General features: G+C 68.0%; 11 protein-coding genes and 3 rRNA genes. 12 read left to right on the top strand and 2 right to left on the bottom strand.

What is annotated here, in order from left to right; genetic code table 11:
- Positions 1 to 80: 80 nt before the first annotated feature.
- The 8 genes from SVTN_RS14785 to SVTN_RS14750 all read left to right on the top strand — a co-directional run bounded on the left by SVTN_RS14785 (position 81) and on the right by SVTN_RS14750 (position 8,734).
- Positions 81 to 515: a DUF3499 domain-containing protein gene (locus SVTN_RS14785; protein WP_078908355.1), complete on the top strand. Its 435-nt coding sequence runs from the start codon at positions 81 to 83 to the stop codon at positions 513 to 515.
- A gap of 104 nt (positions 516 to 619) precedes the next feature.
- Positions 620 to 1,987 (top strand): phosphomannomutase/phosphoglucomutase, encoded by a 1,368-nt coding sequence (locus SVTN_RS14780; protein ID WP_041129514.1) that lies wholly within the window; start codon positions 620 to 622, stop codon positions 1,985 to 1,987.
- A gap of 89 nt (positions 1,988 to 2,076) precedes the next feature.
- The gene (locus SVTN_RS14775) at positions 2,077 to 2,259 is read left to right on the top strand and encodes a Trm112 family protein (protein WP_041129513.1); all 183 of its coding nucleotides are present in this window, start codon (positions 2,077 to 2,079) and stop codon (positions 2,257 to 2,259) included.
- Positions 2,260 to 2,527: 268 nt separating this feature from the next.
- Positions 2,528 to 3,676 (top strand): SIS domain-containing protein, encoded by a 1,149-nt coding sequence (locus SVTN_RS14770; RefSeq protein WP_041129512.1) that lies wholly within the window; start codon positions 2,528 to 2,530, stop codon positions 3,674 to 3,676.
- Between the two features lie 278 nt (positions 3,677 to 3,954).
- Complete coding sequence (gene manA, locus SVTN_RS14765) at positions 3,955 to 5,106, top strand: mannose-6-phosphate isomerase, class I (RefSeq protein ID WP_041129511.1); 1,152 nt, start codon at positions 3,955 to 3,957, stop codon at positions 5,104 to 5,106.
- A 66-nt stretch (positions 5,107 to 5,172) separates the two neighbouring features.
- Positions 5,173 to 6,138, top strand: a complete 966-nt coding sequence (locus SVTN_RS14760) for a cation diffusion facilitator family transporter (RefSeq protein WP_041129510.1) — start codon at positions 5,173 to 5,175, stop codon at positions 6,136 to 6,138.
- Positions 6,139 to 6,507: 369 nt separating this feature from the next.
- Positions 6,508 to 7,962 carry an adenosylhomocysteinase gene (gene ahcY / locus SVTN_RS14755; RefSeq protein ID WP_041129509.1) on the top strand — a complete coding sequence of 485 codons (1,455 nt, stop codon included), beginning with the start codon at positions 6,508 to 6,510 and terminating at the stop codon, positions 7,960 to 7,962.
- 157 nt (positions 7,963 to 8,119) lie between these two features.
- Positions 8,120 to 8,734: a hypothetical protein gene (locus SVTN_RS14750; protein WP_041129508.1), complete on the top strand. Its 615-nt coding sequence runs from the start codon at positions 8,120 to 8,122 to the stop codon at positions 8,732 to 8,734.
- A gap of 9 nt (positions 8,735 to 8,743) precedes the next feature.
- Here SVTN_RS14750 and SVTN_RS14745 read toward each other — a convergent pair whose 3' ends face one another.
- Complete coding sequence (locus SVTN_RS14745) at positions 8,744 to 9,709, bottom strand: RDD family protein (protein WP_052499115.1); 966 nt, start codon at positions 9,707 to 9,709, stop codon at positions 8,744 to 8,746.
- 120 nt (positions 9,710 to 9,829) lie between these two features.
- Here SVTN_RS14745 and SVTN_RS14740 point away from each other — a divergent pair, with 120 nt between their 5' ends.
- The 4 genes from SVTN_RS14740 (at position 9,830) to rrf (ending at position 16,549) form a co-directional block, all read left to right on the top strand.
- Positions 9,830 to 10,837, top strand: coding sequence for a stage II sporulation protein M (locus SVTN_RS14740; RefSeq protein WP_041129507.1), 1,008 nt, complete (start codon positions 9,830 to 9,832; stop codon positions 10,835 to 10,837).
- A gap of 581 nt (positions 10,838 to 11,418) precedes the next feature.
- Positions 11,419 to 12,944: ribosomal RNA gene (locus SVTN_RS14735) — 16S ribosomal RNA — on the top strand.
- Between the two features lie 285 nt (positions 12,945 to 13,229).
- Positions 13,230 to 16,348: ribosomal RNA gene (locus tag SVTN_RS14730) — 23S ribosomal RNA — on the top strand.
- Between the two features lie 84 nt (positions 16,349 to 16,432).
- A 5S ribosomal RNA gene (gene rrf, locus SVTN_RS14725) occupies positions 16,433 to 16,549 on the top strand.
- The 16S, 23S and 5S rRNA genes sit together here, the layout of an rRNA operon.
- A 94-nt stretch (positions 16,550 to 16,643) precedes the next feature.
- Here the strand turns inward: rrf and SVTN_RS14720 are convergent.
- Positions 16,644 to 17,954 (bottom strand): DUF58 domain-containing protein, encoded by a 1,311-nt coding sequence (locus SVTN_RS14720; RefSeq protein WP_041129506.1) that lies wholly within the window; start codon positions 17,952 to 17,954, stop codon positions 16,644 to 16,646.
- Positions 17,955 to 17,966 lie beyond the last annotated feature (12 nt).

The following is a 17,966-nucleotide window of genomic DNA, read 5'->3' as shown; positions in this document are numbered from 1 at the left end:
ACACCCCTTCCCGTGCAGGTCAGAGCCACCGTCACTCGAAGGGGGGTGGCGGAGGTCACACCGCGACACGGTGGAGTGACCTGAGGGAGAGTCGTCGCGGCCCGCTCAAGAGTGCGGTACCGTCCAACGTCGTGAGCCCTGTACGTCGCTGTTCGCGCACCGCGTGCGGCCGCCCTGCCGTCGCGACACTGACGTACGTCTATGCCGACTCGACTGCGGTCCTCGGCCCGCTCGCCACCTACGCCGAGCCCCACTGCTACGACCTGTGCGCCGAGCACAGTGAGCGCCTCACCGCCCCGCGCGGCTGGGAGGTGGTGCGGCTCTCCGACGGATCCGCCCCCGCCCGCCCCAGCGGCGACGACCTCGAAGCGCTGGCCAACGCGGTACGGGAGGCGGCCCGCCCCCAGCAGCGCGCGGCCGAGGCCGGCGGCAAGGGCGGCGGAGGCCGCGGCGGCGACCCCATGGAGGTCGGTCGCCGCGGGCACCTCAGGGTGCTCCGTTCGCCCGACAACTGACGGCAACCGGCCACCGTCCGCGTATCCCCGACTGCGCTCCGGGTAGTTTTGGCGTTCCGTACACGCGCCGCACACGCGTGTGAAGAACTCAGGAGGGTGGATCCGTGACTGCCGATCTGTCGCAGATCGTGAAGGCGTACGACATCCGCGGAGTCGTACCCGACCAGTGGGACGAGACGCTCGCCGAGCTCTTCGGCGCCGCCTTCGTACGGGTGACGGACGCGGACGCGATCGTCATCGGCCATGACATGCGCCCCTCGTCGCCCGGCCTCGCGGCCGCCTTCGCGCGCGGCGCGGCCCGCCTCGGTGCCGACGTCACCCTCATCGGGCTCTGCTCCACGGACCAGCTGTACTTCGCCTCCGGCAGCCTCGACCTGCCCGGCGCCATGTTCACGGCCTCCCACAACCCGGCCCAGTACAACGGCATCAAGATGTGCCGCGCCGGCGCCGCCCCCGTGGGCCAGGACACCGGCCTGGCGGACATCCGCGCCCTCGCCGAGGAGTGGCGGGAGAAGGGCGCCCCGGAACCGACGGCGAAGCAGGGCACGATCACGGAACGCGACACCCTGAAGGACTACGCGGCCCACCTCAAGTCCCTGGTGGACCTGACCACGATCCGCCCCCTGAAGGTGGTCGTGGACGCGGGCAACGGCATGGGCGGCCACACGGTCCCCACGGTCTTCGAGGGCCTGCCGCTGGACACCGTCCCGATGTACTTCGAACTGGACGGCACCTTCCCGAACCACGAGGCCAACCCGCTCGACCCGCAGAACATCGTCGACCTCCAGGCCCGCGTCCGCGCCGAGGGCGCCGACCTCGGCCTCGCCTTCGACGGCGACGCCGACCGCTGCTTCGTCGTCGACGAGCGCGGCGAGCCGGTCTCCCCGTCCGCGATCACGGCCCTCGTCGCCGCGCGCGAGCTCGCCAAGAACCCCGGCGGAACGATCATCCACAACCTGATCACCTCCTGGTCGGTGCCGGAGGTCGTCCGCGAGCAGGGCGGCCGGCCGGTCCGCACCCGCGTGGGCCACTCCTTCATCAAGGAGGAGATGGCGAAGACCGGCGCGATCTTCGGCGGCGAGCACTCGGCGCACTACTACTTCAAGGAGTTCTGGAACGCGGACACGGGCATGCTCGCCGCGCTCCACGTCCTCGCGGCCCTCGGCGGCCAGGAGGGCACCCTGTCCGACCTGGTCGCCGCCTACGACCGGTACGCCTCGTCGGGCGAGATCAACTCGACGGTCGCGGACCAGGCGGCGAGCACGGCGAAGGTGAAGGCGGCGTACGAGGGCACGGAGGGCATCACCTTCGACACCCTCGACGGCTTGACCGTGTCGGCGGCGGACTGGTGGTTCAACCTCCGCCCCTCCAACACGGAGCCGCTGCTCCGCCTGAACGTCGAGGCCCGCGACGAGGCGACCATGGCCAAGGTCCGCGACGAGGTCCTCGCCCTGGTCCGGGCGACCGACTGACCCCGCCGTACCGCCGGGGAACGGGGGCGTGCCCCGTTCCCCGGCGGTAGGCTGACCTGGCCCGATCCGTCTGTTCGAAGGGACACCCCATGCCGCTCGAAGCCGGCCTCCTGGAGATCCTGGCCTGCCCGGCCTGCCACGCTCCGCTGAACGACCGCACGGCGGACGAGACCCCCGAGCTGATCTGCACGAGCCCCGACTGCGGCCTCGCCTACCCGGTCCGCGACGGCATCCCGGTCCTCCTCACCGACGAGGCCCGCAAGCCGGAGTAACGACGCCCGCGCTGGGCGGTGCGCTTCGCCCTCCGTGTGGGCCTGCGCCCCGCCGTTGTGGGCAGGCGTTCCGCAAGGGGCGGAACGGGTGGGCACAACGGACGGCGCCCTTGCCGGCGCCAGAGGCTCCCGCGCCTGGACCCGCACCACGACGGGCTCGCCACGGGGTCCGGGCCCACCCACGACAAGCCCCGCACCCGCACCCGCACAAGCAAGCGCCCCGCACAAACAAGCGCCCCGCAAGCCGCGCCCCGCAGGGAGGCCGCACATGCTCGACGAGACCCTCCTCGATGCCCCGGACGACCTCGCCCTGGCCGACCGCCGCGGCCTCCTCCGCGGCGCCGCCGAGGCCGGCGCACGGGTACGGACCGCCGCCCGGCACGCCGCCGAGGCCGGCATCGCGGACCTCCGCCCCGAGGGCCGCCCCCGCGCCGTCCTCGTCGCGGGCCCCGGCACCGCCGCGGCCGGCGTCGCGGATCTGATCGGCGCCCTCGCGGGAGCCGCCGCCCCCGTCGTACGGCTCCAGCCGACCGGCGTCGCCCCCGCCGCGGGCGCCCTGCGCTGGGCCCTGCCGGGCTGGGCGGGCTCGGTGGACCTGCTCCTCCTGCCCACCACCGACGGCGCGGAACCGGGCCTCGCCCTCCTCGCCGAGCAGGCGTACCGCCGCGGGATCACGGTCGTCGCCGTCGCCCCGAAGGCCTCCCCGCTCGCCGAGGCGGTCAACGGCTCGCGGGGCCTGTTCGTCCCGATGGCGACCGCCCCGAACGAGACGCCCGACGAGTACGCCGAGAGCATCGCGGCCAGCCCGGGCGCCCTGTGGGCCCTGTTCACCCCGCTGCTCATGCTCCTGGACCGCGTCGGCCTGCTCGACGCGCCGCAGGAGGTCCTGGAGAAGGTCGCCGACCGCCTGGACCGTACGGCCGAACGCTGCGGCCCGGCCATCGCCACGTACAGCAACCCGGCGAAGACGCTCGCCGCCGAGCTCGCGGACTCGCTCCCGCTGATCTGGACCGAGGGCAACGCCGCGGGCCCGGCCGGCCGCCGTTTCGCCGCCGTCCTCGCCGAACTCGCCGGGCTGCCCGCGCTCGCCGCGGAGCTCCCGGAGGCCCTGCCGGCGCACGGGGTCCTCCTCGCGGGCGACTACGCGGCCGGCGCCGACCCGGACGACTTCTTCCGCGACCGCGTGGACGAGCAGCAGGCGCTCCGCGCGCGGGTGGTCCTGCTCCGCGACCGCCCGGCGGACGGCCTGACCGCCGCCCCGGCCGCCCGCGAACTGGCCCTCGGCCACGAGACGGCCATCAGCGAACTGGAACCGGAGGAGGGCGACGACCTGGAGACCCTCGCCGAACTGGTCGCGGTGACCGACTTCGCAGCGGTCTACCTCAACCTGGCGACCGCGGCCCGCACCCCGCACTAGCGCCACCGGCGCACCCCCCCCCACCAGCCCGCCCCTACCCGCCTGCCCCCCCGCACTAGCGCGCACCCCAAAACGCACCCCCGGCACCCACCACCCGCACCGCCCCACCCACACCAGCCCAGCGCCCCACGGACACCCACCGGCACCAGCCACCCACCCACGTCGGCGTAGGGCCACCACAAGGACCCCACTGAGTCACCCCCTCGTCACCCGCCCCCTGTCACCTGTCTCCCGACACCCGCACGATCCGTCACCACCCCGAGGAGCTGGCAGGCACCATGGACCGCCTCGTCAACACCGTCCGCCCCTACGCCTGGGGATCCACGACGGCCATCCCGGAACTGCTCGGGATCGCCCCCACCGGCGAGCCCCAGGCCGAGTTGTGGATGGGCGCCCATCCGGGTGCCCCCTCCCGCACCGAGCGCGGCGCGCTGAACGAGCTCATCGCCGCCGACCCCGTGCGCGAACTGGGGGAGCGGGCCGTCGAGAAGTTCGGGCCGCGGCTCCCGTTCCTGTTCAAGCTGCTCGCGGCGGGCGCCCCGCTCTCCCTCCAGGTCCACCCCGACCTGGCGCAGGCACAGGCCGGGTACGCCGCCGAGGAGGCCGCCGGCATCCCGATCGACGCCCCGCACCGCACGTACAAGGACGCCAACCACAAGCCCGAGCTGATCTGCGCCCTCACCCCCTTCGACGGCCTGTGCGGCTTCCGCAACCCCGTCGAGGCCGCCGACCTGATCGACGCGCTGGGCGTCGACTCCCTCAAGCCGTACGTGGACCTCCTCCACGCCCACCCCGAAGAGGCCGCGCTCCGCGAGGTCCTGACGGCCCTGCTCACCGCCGACCGCGAGGAGATGGCGCACACCGTCGCCGAGGCCCATGCCGCCGCCGACCGCCTCGGCGGCGACCACGCCCCCTACGCGATCCTGGCCCACCACTACCCGAGCGACCCCGGCGTGATCGCCGCCATGCTCCTCAACCACGTCCGGCTCCAGCCCGGCGAGGCCCTCTACCTCGGCGCGGGCGTCCCGCACGCCTACATCGACGGCCTCGGCATCGAGATCATGGCCAACTCCGACAACGTGCTGCGCTGCGGCCTCACCCCCAAGCACGTCGACGTCCCCGAGCTCCTCCGGATCGTCCGCTTCGAACCGAACGAACCGGCCGTGCTGCGCCCGGAGGCCTCCCCCTCGGGCGAGGAGGTCTACGACACCCCGATCGACGAGTTCCGCCTCTCCCGGTTCGTACGGGCCGAGGGCGCCGCCCCCACCGACCTCACCGCCCCCGTCCCCCAGATCCTGCTGACCACCGCGGGCCACCCGAAGGTCGGCGAGGTCACCCTCGCCCCCGGCGAGTCCGTCTTCGTACCGGCGGGCGAGGCCACCGAACTGTCCGGGGAGGGCACCGTCTTCCGGGCGACCGTCGTGGCCTGATGCGACAATGACCGGCCGAACCGCGGCGATCGAGCCGGAGCACCGACGAAGGGACCACGTACACCCATGAGCGCGTCAGGCGGAACCAAGGCGATCGTGGCGGCACTCGCCGCCAACCTGGCGATCGCCGTAGCCAAGTTCGTGGCGTTCCTCTTCAGTGGTTCGTCCTCGATGCTCGCCGAGAGCGTCCACTCGCTCGCCGACTCCGGCAACCAGGCCCTGCTGCTCCTCGGCGGCAAGAAGGCCCAGCGCGAGGCCACCCCGCAGCACCCGTTCGGCTACGGCCGCGAGCGGTACATCTACGCCTTCCTCGTCTCCATCGTGCTCTTCTCCGTCGGTGGCATGTTCGCCATCTACGAGGGCTACGAGAAGATCAAGCACCCGCACCCCATCGAGGCCTGGTACTGGCCGGTCGGCGTGCTCGTCTTCGCGATCATCGCCGAGGGCTTCTCCTTCCGCACCGCGATCAAGGAGTCCAACGAGATTCGCGGCGGCCTCTCCTGGAAGGAGTTCGTCCGCCGTGCGAAGGCCCCCGAACTCCCCGTCGTCCTCCTGGAGGACCTCGGCGCCCTCGTCGGCCTCGTTCTCGCCCTCGGCGGCGTCGGCCTCGCCCTGGCGACCGACAACGGCGTCTGGGACGGCATCGGCACCCTCTGCATCGGCGTCCTGCTGATCGTCATCGCGCTCATCCTGGCCGCCGAGACCAAGTCGCTCCTCCTCGGCGAGGCCGCGGGCGTCGACGACGTCAAGAAGATCGAGGCGGCCGTCGTCGACGGCGAGACCGTCACCGGCCTCATCCACATGCGCACGCTCCACCTCGGCCCCGAGGAACTCCTCGTCGCCGCCAAGGTCGCCGTCCAGCACGACGACACGGCCGTCGAGGTCGCGAACGCCATCGACGCCGCCGAGGAGCGCATCCGCGCCGCCGTCCCGATCGCCCGGGTCATCTACCTGGAGCCCGACATCTACAGCGAGAAGGCCGCCTCCGCGGGCCCGAACCCGGCCGCGACCCCGGGCGGCCCCGGCCACTGACCCCCTGGGGACGCACGCCCCACCACCACAGGCCCCCGGGACCACACGCCCCGGGGGCTTCGTACATCCGTACGGGACACAGGCGCCGGACGCAGGAAGCACGCAGGAAGGACGCGGGAAGGACGCGGGAAGGACGGGCGGCGGGCCCGATGCGGACTGTGGCCACCACACCGATCGGTGTAGATTCGTGACCAGCCAGACGTCGCTGCTGATGGCGGTCGGGCGGTCCGCGGACCGGCCGAGGGAGAGAGGGCCTCCGACGACGGCACCCAGGAAGCGCCCGGGCATTCGTATGCCCAGAGGGCGTCGCCGTGGTGCCAGGCGCCTCAACCGACCCTCGCACTCGCACACACGAGGAGCAGCACAGTCATGACGACTGCCGCCCACCAGGACTTCAAGGTCGCCGACCTCTCCCTGGCCGCCTTCGGCCGCAAGGAGATCACCCTCGCCGAGCACGAGATGCCCGGCCTGATGTCGATCCGCCGGGAGTACGCCGAGACCCAGCCGCTCGCCGGCGCGCGCGTCACCGGCTCCCTGCACATGACCGTGCAGACCGCCGTCCTCATCGAGACCCTGGTCGCCCTCGGCGCCGAGGTCCGCTGGGCCTCCTGCAACATCTTCTCCACCCAGGACCACGCCGCCGCGGCCATCGCCGTCGGCCCGAACGGCACCCCGGAGAACCCCCAGGGCGTCCCGGTCTTCGCCTGGAAGGGCGAGACCCTGGAGGAGTACTGGTGGTGCACCGAGCAGGCCCTCACCTGGCCGAACTCGCCCACCGGCGGCCCGAACATGATCCTGGACGACGGCGGTGACGCCACCCTCCTCGTCCACAAGGGCGTCGAGTTCGAGAAGGCCGGCTCCGCCCCGGACCCGTCCACCGCGGACAGCGAGGAGTACGGCCACATCCTCCGTCTCCTCAACCGCACCCTCACCGAGAACCCGCAGAAGTGGACCCAGCTGGCGTCCGAGATCCGCGGCGTGACCGAGGAGACCACCACCGGCGTCCACCGCCTGTACGAGATGCAGCAGGCCGGCTCCCTCCTCTTCCCGGCGATCAACGTGAACGACGCCGTGACGAAGTCGAAGTTCGACAACAAGTACGGCTGCCGCCACTCCCTCATCGACGGCATCAACCGCGCCACCGACGTCCTCATCGGCGGCAAGACCGCCGTCGTCTGCGGCTACGGCGACGTCGGCAAGGGCTGCGCCGAGTCCCTCCGCGGCCAGGGCGCCCGCGTCATCGTCACCGAGATCGACCCGATCTGCGCCCTCCAGGCGGCGATGGACGGCTACCAGGTCACGACCCTCGACGAGGTCGTCGAGACCGCCGACATCTTCATCACCACCACCGGCAACAAGGACATCATCATGGCCGCCGACATGGCCAAGATGAAGCACCAGGCCATCGTCGGCAACATCGGTCACTTCGACAACGAGATCGACATGGCCGGCCTCGCCAAGGTCCCGGGCATCGTCAAGGACGAGGTCAAGCCGCAGGTCCACACCTGGACCTTCCCCGACGGCAAGGTCCTCATCGTCCTCTCCGAGGGCCGCCTGCTGAACCTCGGCAACGCGACCGGCCACCCCTCCTTCGTGATGTCGAACTCCTTCGCGGACCAGACCCTGGCCCAGATCGAGCTCTTCACCAAGCCGCAGGAGTACCCGACCGACGTCTACGTCCTCCCGAAGCACCTGGACGAGAAGGTCGCCCGCCTCCACCTGGACTCGCTCGGCGTCAAGCTGACGACCCTCCGCCCGGAGCAGGCCGCCTACATCGGCGTCGAGGTCGAGGGCCCCTTCAAGCCGGACCACTACCGCTACTGATGCCCCGGCCGGCGGCGCCCGCGCGCTGACGCGGCGCCGTCCCGGACACCCGTAGAGGACTCAGGCAGGCCCCCGCACCCCCGTGCCGGGGGCCTGCCCCGTCCAGCCCCGCTCCCCGCTACCGCTCCAGGAAGCGCACCTTCCCGAGGACCGCCCCATGCCCCGCGGCCGTTATTCGCTCCATGACCCGCACGATCACACCCCCCTCGGCGAAGAACACTTCCACTGCGCGCCCGGCCCCTCCGGCTGGCGTTACGTCTCGCAGATCACCACCCCCTCCGGCGACCACAAGGGCTCCGTCGACCTGGCCGTCGACGAACTCGGCCGCCCCATCCGCCTCGAACTGCACGCCGCGAGCTGGCAGGTCCGCGGCGCGGCCCTCGACGGCGTCACCTGGGTCCGCACGGACCCCACCGGAACCCACGCCACCGAAGGCAATGTGCGCGCCCACGCCTTCACCGGCACGTCCCCGGCGTTCCTCGTCGCCCTCACGCGACTCCTGCGTCTCACCCCCGATTCCCCCGAGACCCGTGTCAGGCTCGTCGCCTTCACGGACCCGGTGCTCGCCCCCCTCACGGTCGACCAGTCCTGGGCCCTGCTGAGAAGTGAAGCGCACGCCACTGACAACGGCCCACTGATGGTGGACGAGTACCAGGTCAGCGCCCTGGACACGGGCGAACGCCATACGGTCCACATCGCCGGCGACGTGGTCCTCGCCGCCCCCGGCATCGAACTCGAAGCCTTGGAGACCCCACCGTCGGTCTTCCCCTGATCGCCCTGCTCAGGCAGGAGGGGCGAACCCGGTGGGCCGCGCCCCGGACCCGGCGGCCGGCTCGCCACCGGGAGAAGAGCCGACGGGGGAAGCAACAACCGGAGGAGCAACAACCGGAGGAGCAACAACCGGAGGAGCAACAACCGGAGGCAGTACAGGACTCGACACTCCGACACCCTGCAAGCCGACCCCCGACAAGCCGCCCCCCGGCAAGCCCGCCCCCACCCCCGGAGCGAACGCCCGCCGGGCGTCCCGCGCCTGCCGCTCGGCCACCACCCCCGCCAGATAGGCATCGGCCGGCACCCCCGCCGGCGGAGGCGTACCGGTCCGGGCCACCAGCTCGTCGGCCAGCCGCTCCGCCAGCTGCCGCCCCACGACCGGGTCCAGCTCACGCGCCCGCGTCAGGTACTGACGTATCTCCAGCCACAGCGCCTCCGGCACTGCCGAGAGATCGATCCCGGCGAACCGTCCCACCAGCCACGGCGGCGGCGGAGGCACGGCCAGAGCCCGCGCCGCGGGTATCCGCTCCCGCACCACAAGGGTTCCCGCGAAGACGTCCCCGAGCCGCCGCCCCCGCTCGGACACCAGCGAAGCGACACAGGCGACGACCCCGAAGGTCATCAGGATCTCCACGACCCCCATCGCACCCCGCACCAGCGCGTGCCGGAACCGGATCGGCCCCCCGTCGTCCCGTACCACTCGCAGCCCGACGGCCAGCTTTCCCAGCGACCGTCCGTGCGACAGCGTCTCCACCGCGATCGGCGCCCCCACGAGCACAAGCAGGAAGGACGCGATGGACACGGCCGCCACCGCCGCCTCGTCCAGCGACGCCGTGGCGACCGCGAGCCCGAGCGTGATCAGCAGATACGCGGCCCACACCACGACCAGGTCGATGAGCAACGCGAGCGCCCGACTCGGCAGCCGCGCCGGCTGCAACCCCAGTACGACGGCGTCCCCCGTCACCAACCCACTCACGGCACCCACCCTTCTCCGAACCTTCCCGACCCCTCCGAACGCCAGTCTGCCAAGCTGACCCGCAGCGCGCCGCAGTAGTACGGACCCGTCCGCAGCCAGTGCCTGGAGCAGCAGCCGATCATGGACCTCGACGTCTACGTGACCGCCCACCGCGCCGAGTGGGAACGCCTCGACCACCTCCTGCGCCGGGGCGGCAAGCTCACCGGCGCCGAGGCCGACGAACTCGTCGCGCTGTACCAGCGCACGGCCACCCACCTCTCGATCGTCCAGTCGAGCACCCCGGACCCCATGCTCACGGCCCGGCTCACCCAGCTCGTGGCCCGCGCCCGCGCCACCGTCACCGGCACCCGACGCTCCTCCTGGCGCGACGCGGTCCGCTTCCTCACGGCCGGCTTCCCCGCCGCGGTCTACCGTTCCCGCCACTGGTGGGTCCCCACGGCTGTCCTCTCCACCCTGCTGGCGGCGCTCCTCGGCTGGTGGATCGGTACGCACCCGGAGGTCCAGGCCGCGATCGGAGCCTCCACCGACCTCCGCGAGATGACCCGCCCGGGCGGCCAGTACGAGACGTACTACTCCAGCCACCCGGCGGCCTCCTTCGCCGCCCAGGTCTGGACGAACAACGCCCAGGCCGCGGCCATGTGCCTGGTCCTGGGCGCGTTCCTCGGGATCCCGGTCCTCTGGATCCTCTTCATGAACATGCTGAACCTGGGCGTCGGCATCGGCCTGATGTCCTCCGCCGGCCGCCTCGACGTCTTCCTCGGCCTGATCCTTCCCCACGGCCTGCTCGAACTGACCGCCGTCTTCGTGGCCGCCGGTACGGGCCTCCGCCTCGGCTGGACGGTCATCGACCCGGGCCCCAGGACCCGCCGAGCCGCCCTGGCGGAACAGGGACGCGCGGCCGTCGGCATGGCGATCGGCCTGGCCCTGGTCCTCTTCGTCTCGGGCCTGCTCGAAGGCTTCGTCACCCCCTCGGGCCTCCCCACCTGGGCCCGCATCACCATCGGCATCGCCGCCGAGTTGGCCTTCCTCGCGTACGTCTACGTCCTCGGCGGCCGCGCCGCCCGAGCCGGCGACACCGGCGACCTGGAGGAGCCCGACCGCAGCGCCACGCTCCCCACCGCCGCCTGATGTGCGTCGGGCCCTCCTGAGCTGCTAGTCTCCTCCGGTGCTCGCGAAACCCGTTGACACGGGGCTCGTGGGGAGGTAGATTCAAACGGTTGCCTAGAACTGGACAGTTCGGCAGCGACCGGTGTAGAGTCTCACTCGCTCCGGTTGGGGATTCGATTCCACGGAGTCATCCCGATTCTTATTCGAATCACGAAAGCCGCCGATTAGGCCGGCCGAAATGAATCTGATAAAGTCGAAACCGCCGGAAGGGCCCGGAGCGAAAGCGAAACGGACCGGAAAGCACCGAGGAAATCGGATCGGAAAGATCTGATAGAGTCGGAAACGAAGGAAGCGCCCGGAGGGCCCGGAAACGGGACCGAAGGAAGCGTCCGCACCTTGAGAACTCAACAGCGTGCCAAAAATCAACGCCAGATTAGTTGATACCCCGTCCATCTCCGGATGGTCGAGGTTCCTTTGAAAAGTCCTGTCGGCCCTCGTGGCGGGCAGGCGACATACACAGCGAGGACGCTGTGGACGGTCGGCCACATTCCGGCATGACCGTCCCGCTCAACGCGAGTGTGCCACCGGATCACCGGTGAACATTCACGGAGAGTTTGATCCTGGCTCAGGACGAACGCTGGCGGCGTGCTTAACACATGCAAGTCGAACGATGAAGCCCCTCGGGGTGGATTAGTGGCGAACGGGTGAGTAACACGTGGGCAATCTGCCCTTCACTCTGGGACAAGCCCTGGAAACGGGGTCTAATACCGGATACGACCCGGGAAGGCATCTTCCCGGGTGGAAAGCTCCGGCGGTGAAGGATGAGCCCGCGGCCTATCAGCTTGTTGGCGGGGTAACGGCCCACCAAGGCGACGACGGGTAGCCGGCCTGAGAGGGCGACCGGCCACACTGGGACTGAGACACGGCCCAGACTCCTACGGGAGGCAGCAGTGGGGAATATTGCACAATGGGCGCAAGCCTGATGCAGCGACGCCGCGTGAGGGATGACGGCCTTCGGGTTGTAAACCTCTTTCAGCAGGGAAGAAGCGCAAGTGACGGTACCTGCAGAAGAAGCGCCGGCTAACTACGTGCCAGCAGCCGCGGTAATACGTAGGGCGCAAGCGTTGTCCGGAATTATTGGGCGTAAAGAGCTCGTAGGCGGCTTGTCACGTCGGGTGTGAAAGCCCGGGGCTTAACCCCGGGTCTGCATCCGATACGGGCAGGCTAGAGTGTGGTAGGGGAGATCGGAATTCCTGGTGTAGCGGTGAAATGCGCAGATATCAGGAGGAACACCGGTGGCGAAGGCGGATCTCTGGGCCATTACTGACGCTGAGGAGCGAAAGCGTGGGGAGCGAACAGGATTAGATACCCTGGTAGTCCACGCCGTAAACGTTGGGAACTAGGTGTTGGCGACATTCCACGTCGTCGGTGCCGCAGCTAACGCATTAAGTTCCCCGCCTGGGGAGTACGGCCGCAAGGCTAAAACTCAAAGGAATTGACGGGGGCCCGCACAAGCAGCGGAGCATGTGGCTTAATTCGACGCAACGCGAAGAACCTTACCAAGGCTTGACATATACCGGAAAGCATTAGAGATAGTGCCCCCCTTGTGGTCGGTATACAGGTGGTGCATGGCTGTCGTCAGCTCGTGTCGTGAGATGTTGGGTTAAGTCCCGCAACGAGCGCAACCCTTGTCCTGTGTTGCCAGCATGCCCTTCGGGGTGATGGGGACTCACAGGAGACCGCCGGGGTCAACTCGGAGGAAGGTGGGGACGACGTCAAGTCATCATGCCCCTTATGTCTTGGGCTGCACACGTGCTACAATGGCCGGTACAAAGAGCTGCGATGCCGTGAGGCGGAGCGAATCTCAAAAAGCCGGTCTCAGTTCGGATTGGGGTCTGCAACTCGACCCCATGAAGTCGGAGTTGCTAGTAATCGCAGATCAGCATTGCTGCGGTGAATACGTTCCCGGGCCTTGTACACACCGCCCGTCACGTCACGAAAGTCGGTAACACCCGAAGCCGGTGGCCCAACCCCTTGTGGGAGGGAGCTGTCGAAGGTGGGACTGGCGATTGGGACGAAGTCGTAACAAGGTAGCCGTACCGGAAGGTGCGGCTGGATCACCTCCTTTCTAAGGAGCACAGCACCGGATGCGAGCGAACGTCTCGCACGGTCAGCTCATGGGTGGAACGTTGATTAGTTGGCACAGTCAGGGACGAGAGACCGCTAGTACTGCTTCGGCGTGGAACACGGGATTCGAGGAACGGACTGTGCCTGGCACGTTGTTGGGTGTCTGAGGGTACGGCCGTCATGGTCATGCCTTCGAGGATGCCGGCCCCAGTACAGCACCGCCTGGCGGTGTGTGATGGGTGGCTGGTCGTTGTTTGAGAACTACACAGTGGACGCGAGCATCTGTGGCCAAGTTTTTAAGGGCGCACGGTGGATGCCTTGGCACCAGGAACCGATGAAGGACGTGGGAGGCCACGATAGTCCCCGGGGAGCCGTCAACCAGGCTTTGATCCGGGGGTTTCCGAATGGGGAAACCCGGCAGTCGTCATGGGCTGTCACCCATGCCTGAACACATAGGGCATGTGGAGGGAACGAGGGGAAGTGAAACATCTCAGTACCCTCAGGAAGAGAAAACAACCGTGATTCCGGGAGTAGTGGCGAGCGAAACCGGATGAGGCCAAACCGCAGGCGTGTGAGACCCGGCAGGGGTTGCGCATGCGGGGTTGTGGGATCTCTCTTCTGTCGTCTGCCGGCGACAGGACGAGTCAGAAACCGTATGGATAGGCGAAGGACATGCGAAAGGTCCGGCGTAGAGGGTAAGACCCCCGTAGCCGAAATCTGTACGGCTCGTTGGAGAGACACCCAAGTAGCACGGGGCCCGAGAAATCCCGTGTGAATCCGGCGGGACCACCCGCTAAGCCTAAATATTCCCTGGTGACCGATAGCGGATAGTACCGTGAGGGAATGGTGAAAAGTACCGCGGGAGCGGAGTGAAATAGTACCTGAAACCGTGTGCCTACAAGCCGTGGGAGCGTCGGGATGTGCTTGCACATCCTCGTGACTGCGTGCCTTTTGAAGAATGAGCCTGCGAGTTTGCGGTGTGTTGCGAGGTTAACCCGTGAGGGGAAGCCGTAGCGAAAGCGAGTCCGAACAGGGCGATCCAGTAGCACGCTCAAGACCCGAAGCGGAGTGATCTAGCCATGGGCAGGTTGAAGCGGAGGTAAGACTTCGTGGAGGACCGAACCCACCAGGGTTGAAAACCTGGGGGATGACCTGTGGTTAGGGGTGAAAGGCCAATCAAACTCCGTGATAGCTGGTTCTCCCCGAAATGCATTTAGGTGCAGCGTCGTGTGTTTCTTGCCGGAGGTAGAGCACTGGATAGGCGATGGGCCCTACCGGGTTACTGACCTTAGCCAAACTCCGAATGCCGGTAAGTGAGAGCACGGCAGTGAGACTGTGGGGGATAAGCTCCATGGTCGAGAGGGAAACAGCCCAGAGCATCGACTAAGGCCCCTAAGCGTACGCTAAGTGGGAAAGGATGTGGAGTCGCAGAGACAACCAGGAGGTTGGCTTAGAAGCAGCCACCCTTGAAAGAGTGCGTAATAGCTCACTGGTCAAGTGATTCCGCGCCGACAATGTAGCGGGGCTCAAGCGTACCGCCGAAGTCGTGTCATTGCAGCAAAAGCCCCAACGGGTGCTGTGATGGGTAGGGGAGCGTCGTGTGCCGGGTGAAGCAGCCGCGGAAGCGAGTTGTGGACGGTTCACGAGTGAGAATGCAGGCATGAGTAGCGATACACACGTGAGAAACGTGTGCGCCGATTGACTAAGGGTTCCTGGGTCAAGCTGATCTGCCCAGGGTAAGTCGGGACCTAAGGCGAGGCCGACAGGCGTAGTCGATGGACAACCGGTTGATATTCCGGTACCCGCTTTGAAACGCCCAATATCGAGCCCATTAATGCTAAGGCCGTGAAGCCGTTCCGGACCCTTCGGGGAAAGGAAAGTGGTGGAGCCGTCGACCCAAGGTGGTAGTAGGTAAGCGATGGGGTGACGCAGGAAGGTAGTCCAGCCCGGGCGGTGGTTGTCCCGGGGTAAGGGTGTAGGGCGTCACGTAGGCAAATCCGCGTGACACATAGCCTGAGACCTGATGCCGAGCCGATTGTGGTGAAGTGGATGATCCTATGCTGTCGAGAAAAGCCTCTAGCGAGTTTCATGGCGGCCCGTACCCTAAACCGACTCAGGTGGTCAGGTAGAGAATACCGAGGCGTTCGGGTGAACTATGGTTAAGGAACTCGGCAAAATGCCCCCGTAACTTCGGGAGAAGGGGGGCCACGCCTGGTGATGAGTCTTGCACTCTGAGCTGGGGGTGGCCGCAGAGACCAGCGAGAAGCGACTGTTTACTAAAAACACAGGTCCGTGCGAAGCCGTAAGGCGATGTATACGGACTGACGCCTGCCCGGTGCTGGAACGTTAAGGGGACCGGTTAGCTTGGTTTCGACCAGGCGAAGCTGAGAACTTAAGCGCCAGTAAACGGCGGTGGTAACTATAACCATCCTAAGGTAGCGAAATTCCTTGTCGGGTAAGTTCCGACCTGCACGAATGGCGTAACGACTTCTCGACTGTCTCAACCATAGGCCCGGTGAAATTGCACTACGAGTAAAGATGCTCGTTTCGCGCAGCAGGACGGAAAGACCCCGGGACCTTTACTACAGTTTGATATTGGTGTTCGGTTCGGCTTGTGTAGGATAGGTGGGAGACCGTGAAGCAGCCACGCCAGTGGTTGTGGAGTCGCCGTTGAAATACCACTCTGGTCGTGCTGGATGTCTAACCTCGGTCCGTGATCCGGATCAGGGACAGTGTCTGATGGGTAGTTTAACTGGGGCGGTTGCCTCCCAAAGGGTAACGGAGGCGCCCAAAGGTTCCCTCAGCCTGGTTGGCAATCAGGTGTTGAGTGTAAGTGCACAAGGGAGCTTGACTGTGAGACCGACGGGTCGAGCAGGGACGAAAGTCGGGACTAGTGATCCGGCGGTGGCTTGTGGAAGCGCCGTCGCTCAACGGATAAAAGGTACCCCGGGGATAACAGGCTGATCTTCCCCAAGAGTCCATATCGACGGGATGGTTTGGCACCTCGATGTCGGCTCGTCGCATCCTGGGGCTGGAGTCGGTCCCAAGGGTTGGGCTGTTCGCCCATTAAAGCGGTACGCGAGCTGGGTTTAGAACGTCGTGAGACAGTTCGGTCCCTATCCGCTGTGCGCGTAGGAATATTGAGAAGGGCTGTCCCTAGTACGAGAGGACCGGGACGGACGAACCTCTGGTGTGCCAGTTGTCCTGCCAAGGGCATGGCTGGTTGGCTACGTTCGGGAGGGATAACCGCTGAAAGCATCTAAGCGGGAAGCCTGCTTCGAGATGAGTGTTCCCACCTCCTTGAGAGGGTAAGGCTCCCAGTAGACGACTGGGTTGATAGGCCGGATGTGGAAGCCCCGTGAGGGGTGGAGCTGACCGGTACTAATAGGCCGAGGGCTTGTCCTCAGTTGCTCGCGTCCACTGTGTTAGTTCTGAAGCAACGAACACGCCCCCCTTTGGGTGGTGCGGCGGTTCGTAACTTCATAGAGTTTCGGTGGTCATAGCGTTAGGGAAACGCCCGGTTACATTCCGAACCCGGAAGCTAAGCCTTTCAGCGCCGATGGTACTGCAGGGGGGACCCTGTGGGAGAGTAGGACGCCGCCGAACAATCATTGTGGGAAAGCCCCGCACCTCATGGTGCGGGGCTTTTCTGCGTTTACGGCACGGATCCCCTTTCGGGGGCCGGGTTCAGCCGTCGTGTTCAGAGGCGGCCGGCTGCCTTGAGGGCGAGGTAGGCATCCGCCAGGGCGGGGGCGAGGGTGTCGGGGGTGGCGTCGACGACCGTGACGCCGTGGCGCTGGAGCTGTTCCGCGGTGCGAGCGCGCTGGGACTGTGTCTGGGTGGCGGCCGCTGCCTCGTAGACGCCTTCGATCGTGCCGCGGTTCTCTGCCATGCGGGTGACGTGGGGGTCGGCCACGGAGGCCACCAGGACCGTGTGGCGCTGGGCGAGCTGCGGCAGGACCGGGAGGAGGCCCTCCTCGATCGGGGCGGCGTCCAGGCCGGTCAGGAGGACGATCAGCGAGCGGCGTGGAGCGCGGGCGAGAGCGGTTGCCGCCAGGCCGCGGGCGTCGGTCTCCACGAGTTCGGGTTCCAGCGGTGCGAGGGCGTTGACCACGGCCGGCAGGACGTCGCCGGCGGAGCGGCCCTGGACCTGGGCGCGGAGGCGGCGGTCGTAGGCCAGGAGGTCCACGCGGTCACCGGCGCGGGAGGCGAGTGCGGTGAGGAGGAGCGCCGCGTCCATGGAGGCGTCCAGGCGCGGGACGTCGCCGACGCGGCCGGCCGAGGTGCGGCCGGTGTCGAGGACGATCAGGATGTGCCGGTCGCGCTCGGGGCGCCAGGTGCGGACCGCGACGGTGGTCTGGCGGGCCGTGGCCCGCCAGTCGATCGAGCGGGTGTCGTCGCCGGGGACGTACTCGCGGAGGCTGTCGAACTCCGTGCCCTCGCCGCGGGTGAGCACGCTGGTGCGGCCGTCGAGCTCGCGGAGCCGGGCCAGGCGTGACGGCAGGTGCTTGCGGCTGGTGAAGGGCGGCAGGACGCGGACGGTCCAGGGGACCTCGTGGTGGCCCTGGCGGGCCGCGAGGCCGAGGGGTCCGAACGAGCGGACCGTGATCCGTTCGGCGCGGCGGTCCCCGCGGCGGGTCGGGCGCAGGCTCGTGGTGAGGCGGCGGCGTTCGCCGGCGGGGACGGCCAGTCGGCGGCGTGAAGAGGCCTGTTCGGTGCCGGGGAGCCAGCTGCTGGGCGGCCAGGCGTCGCGGAGCTGGGCGCGCAGGCGGCGGCGGGACGGGTTGGTGACGGTGAGCTGGACCTCCGCCTCGTCACCGAGTCGAACGGATGTATCACCGCTTCGGGTGAATTGGAGCGTTCGTACTGGCGCCGCCAAGGCGTAGTCGCACAGAATTGCGAGGGAGAGGGGCGCGTTCACCGCGAGCATCCCCGTCCAGCTGGGGGCGAGGATGCCGACGGGGAGCGATCCGAGGGCGGCGAGCAGCGCGGTTCGTCCGGTGAGGGCCATGGGGCGCCGTTC

The sequence above is a fragment of the Streptomyces vietnamensis genome (genome assembly GCF_000830005.1).
GTDB classification, from domain to species: domain Bacteria; phylum Actinomycetota; class Actinomycetes; order Streptomycetales; family Streptomycetaceae; genus Streptomyces; species Streptomyces vietnamensis.
This window is presented reverse-complemented; position numbering and strand designations above follow the sequence as displayed.

What these genes read in the sequence shown, in the direction of transcription:
- SVTN_RS14775 (WP_041129513.1), top strand. Translation starts at nt 2,077, where the DNA reads ATGCCGCTCGAAGCCGGCCTCCTGGAGATCCTGGCCTGCCCGGCCTGC.
- SVTN_RS14770 (WP_041129512.1), top strand. Translation starts at nt 2,528, where the DNA reads ATGCTCGACGAGACCCTCCTCGATGCCCCGGACGACCTCGCCCTGGCC.
- manA (WP_041129511.1), top strand. Translation starts at nt 3,955, where the DNA reads ATGGACCGCCTCGTCAACACCGTCCGCCCCTACGCCTGGGGATCCACG.
- SVTN_RS14760 (WP_041129510.1), top strand. Translation starts at nt 5,173, where the DNA reads ATGAGCGCGTCAGGCGGAACCAAGGCGATCGTGGCGGCACTCGCCGCC.
- ahcY (WP_041129509.1), top strand. Translation starts at nt 6,508, where the DNA reads ATGACGACTGCCGCCCACCAGGACTTCAAGGTCGCCGACCTCTCCCTG.
- SVTN_RS14750 (WP_041129508.1), top strand. Translation starts at nt 8,120, where the DNA reads ATGCCCCGCGGCCGTTATTCGCTCCATGACCCGCACGATCACACCCCC.
- SVTN_RS14740 (WP_041129507.1), top strand. Translation starts at nt 9,830, where the DNA reads ATGGACCTCGACGTCTACGTGACCGCCCACCGCGCCGAGTGGGAACGC.
- SVTN_RS14720 (WP_041129506.1), bottom strand. Translation starts at nt 17,954, where the DNA reads ATGGCCCTCACCGGACGAACCGCGCTGCTCGCCGCCCTCGGATCGCTC.